This is a genomic window from Candidatus Streptomyces philanthi, from assembly GCF_059553635.1.
Window position 1 is genome coordinate 1 of sequence record NZ_JCANQV010000510.1, and the last position, 2,404, is coordinate 2,404.

The 2,404-nt window shown below is 76.4% G+C and carries 4 protein-coding genes; 1 reads left to right on the plus strand and 3 read right to left on the minus strand.

Annotation, left to right across the window (positions count from 1 at the left end; genetic code table 11):
- A partial coding sequence (locus AC51EU_RS29625) for a DUF8185 domain-containing protein (RefSeq protein ID WP_496270177.1) occupies positions 1–293 on the plus strand: 293 nt, incomplete at its 5' end.
- Here the strand turns inward: AC51EU_RS29625 and AC51EU_RS29630 are convergent.
- The 3 genes from AC51EU_RS29630 to AC51EU_RS29640 form a co-directional block, all read right to left on the minus strand.
- Entirely contained in the window at positions 280–918 is a 639-nt protein-coding gene (locus tag AC51EU_RS29630) for a hypothetical protein (RefSeq protein ID WP_496270178.1), read from the minus strand. The genes AC51EU_RS29625 and AC51EU_RS29630 overlap by 14 nt on opposite strands.
- Before the next feature lie 59 nt (positions 919–977).
- Positions 978–2,021 (minus strand): ABC transporter ATP-binding protein, encoded by a 1,044-nt coding sequence (locus AC51EU_RS29635; RefSeq protein WP_496270179.1) that lies wholly within the window; start codon positions 2,019–2,021, stop codon positions 978–980.
- Positions 2,018–2,404 (minus strand): FtsX-like permease family protein (locus tag AC51EU_RS29640; protein WP_496270180.1); only part of this gene is annotated, 387 nt, incomplete at its 5' end. The genes AC51EU_RS29640 and AC51EU_RS29635, both read right to left, overlap by 4 nt.

The following is a 2,404-nucleotide window of genomic DNA, read 5'->3' on the forward strand; positions in this document are numbered from 1 at the left end:
CCGCCCGGGACCGGATCGGCCGGGAGATCTGGTCGCGCACCCTCGGCGACACCCACCTCCCGGTGCGCGCCGTGCACGCCGCCCAGGCGCTGGGCTTCCTACGCCCCGTACGCCCCGCCGCCCACGCCGCGCGCGGCGGCGACACCCGGGGCACCACCCTGACCGCGCCCGAGCCGCAGCCGGTCGCGCTCCTCGCGGCGGGTGGTTGGCTGCGGCTGAGCACCGCCTACGGCTCCGTCGCGGTACGGGCGTCGGGCCCCGGGCTGCCGGGCCTGACCGTCACCCCCGTCTGACGGCGTCCGCTCGCAGCCGGGCGAGTTCGTCCGCCCGGCGCAGGTCCTTGGGACGCCCGACGGCGCGCCGCATCCGGATCAGGTCGTCGCGGCACAGGTAGTGCACCACCACGCCGTCCGGGCCGGTGGCAGGCAGCGCGCGGTCGAGGAAGTCACGGACCGGCAGATCGCCCCAGGGCAGGGCGGGGGTGCAGCAGTCGCCGCCCGCCCGCGGTGAGTCGAACTGGATCTTGGGGCGGCGGAAGACGTCCGGGCCGGTGCCGAGCGGGACACCGTCGTCGTCCGTGAGGCGGGCGCCCTCGGACGCGAAGGCCGCCGCCAGCGCCCCGGCCCGCCCCGGGGCCCCGTCCCAGAGCAGGTCCAGATCGCCGGTCAGCTCGGCCGACCCGTGCAGGATGCCCGCCACCTGCCCCATCACCACGACCTTGACCCCGCCGCGGTGGAACGCCCCGAGCAGTGGGAACGGGTCGAAGCCGACGGCGCTGTCGGTGCCGATGGTGCCGATGTCCGGGTCGGCGTCGTCATGGGTGCGGCCGGTGGCCGGACGGCCGGCGGTCAGCTCGCGGGTGCGCCGTACGGCGTCCCGCAGCCGGTCCAGGGGAGCCTGCGGAAGTCTGTCGCTCATCGGCCCATCCCACCCCGCCCGCACCGCCCGCGCACAGGGATTTCCCTGCCGCCCGGCTCTCAACCGGGCGGGGCCGCCTCGCCGCCCCGCCCCGGGGAGCCGTCCCCGCCGTCCGCCGACCGGTCCGGCCAGACGCCGACATGGTCGCTCTCCAGCTCCAGCAGCACCCGGTGCCGCATCCCCAGGGTTTCCGTGTACTCGGCGGGGAGCTGGAGCCGTCCGGCCCGGTCGAGCATCGCGTACTCCCGGGCGACCAGGGCCTCCCGGCCGGTCGCCGCGTCGCGTTCGGTGCGGCGCAGCACCTCCGAGGACGTACGGCCGTCCCGGATCGCGACCGTGCGCCGGACCTCGGAGGCCACCGCCTGGTCATGGGTGACGATCACGATCGTCGTGCCCAGCTCCTCGTTGGCGGTGCGGAAGGCGGAGAAGACCTGCTCGGCGGTGTGCGAGTCCAGTTCGCCGGTCGGCTCGTCCGCCAGCAGCACGGACGGGGTGTTGGCGAGGGCCACGGCGATGGCGGTGCGCTGCTGCTCCCCGCCGGACAGCTGGTGCGGGCGGCGGTCGCGGCAGTGGCCGAGGGAAAGCATCGACAGCAGCTCCTCGGCGGCGCGGGCGCGTTCCGCGCGCCGCCGCCCGCCGCGCAGCCGCATCGGCAGTACGACGTTCTCCAGGGCCGTGAGGTACGGCAGGAGGTTGCGGGCGGTCTGCTGCCAGACGAAGCCGACGACCTCGCGGCGGTAGCCGAGACGGGCGCGGGCGTCCATGGTGAGCAGATCGCGTCCGGCGACCGTGGCGGCGCCCGCGGTCGGTACGTCGAGACCCGCCAGGATGTTCATCAGCGTCGACTTGCCGCTGCCGGACGCGCCCACCAGCGCCATCAACTCGCCCTCGGCGACCAGCAGATCGAGTCCCTGGAGGGCCTGCACCTCGACGCCGTCCGTGGTGAAGACCCGTACCAGCCGGTCGCAGGCGATCAACGCGTCGTGCCCGTAGGCGGGCCGTTCGCGGCGGGAGGCCGCCCGCCGCTCCAGCTCGGCCAGGCTCGGTGCCCCGCCACGGCCCGGCCCCTCGTGTCCCGTACGTTCCCCGGGCCGCTGCGTCATCGCTCGTCCCCCGCTCTCCACTCGGTGCTCCTCGGTCGCCGTCCGCTCCGCCACGCCTGGGCCGCCGCCACCACCAGGGCCAGCACCACCACCGCGGCGGACGGCAGCAGCAGGGAAGCGGCGGAGGTTTCCAGGCCGACGCGCGGGGCGTCGACCGCGGCCCCGGGGACCGCCAGCGGCGTCAGATCCGTGCCCGCGCCCAGCAGCCGGACGGTGGCCGCCCCCGTCAGCACGCCGCCGACCGCCGCGAGCAGTGCCTGCGGCAGCGCCTCCAGGACCATCAGCCGCCGTGCCCGCGACCGGGGCAGCCCCATCGCCCGCAGCCCGGCGAGCAACCGCGTGCGCTCCGGCGCGTCCTGAAGGCGCGCCAGCAGCAGCGCGAG

Excerpts from the sequence above, each read along its gene's own strand:
- AC51EU_RS29630 (WP_496270178.1), bottom strand. The coding sequence starts at position 918 with ATGAGCGACAGACTTCCGCAGGCTCCCCTGGACCGGCTGCGGGACGCC.
- AC51EU_RS29635 (WP_496270179.1), bottom strand. The coding sequence starts at position 2,021 with ATGACGCAGCGGCCCGGGGAACGTACGGGACACGAGGGGCCGGGCCGT.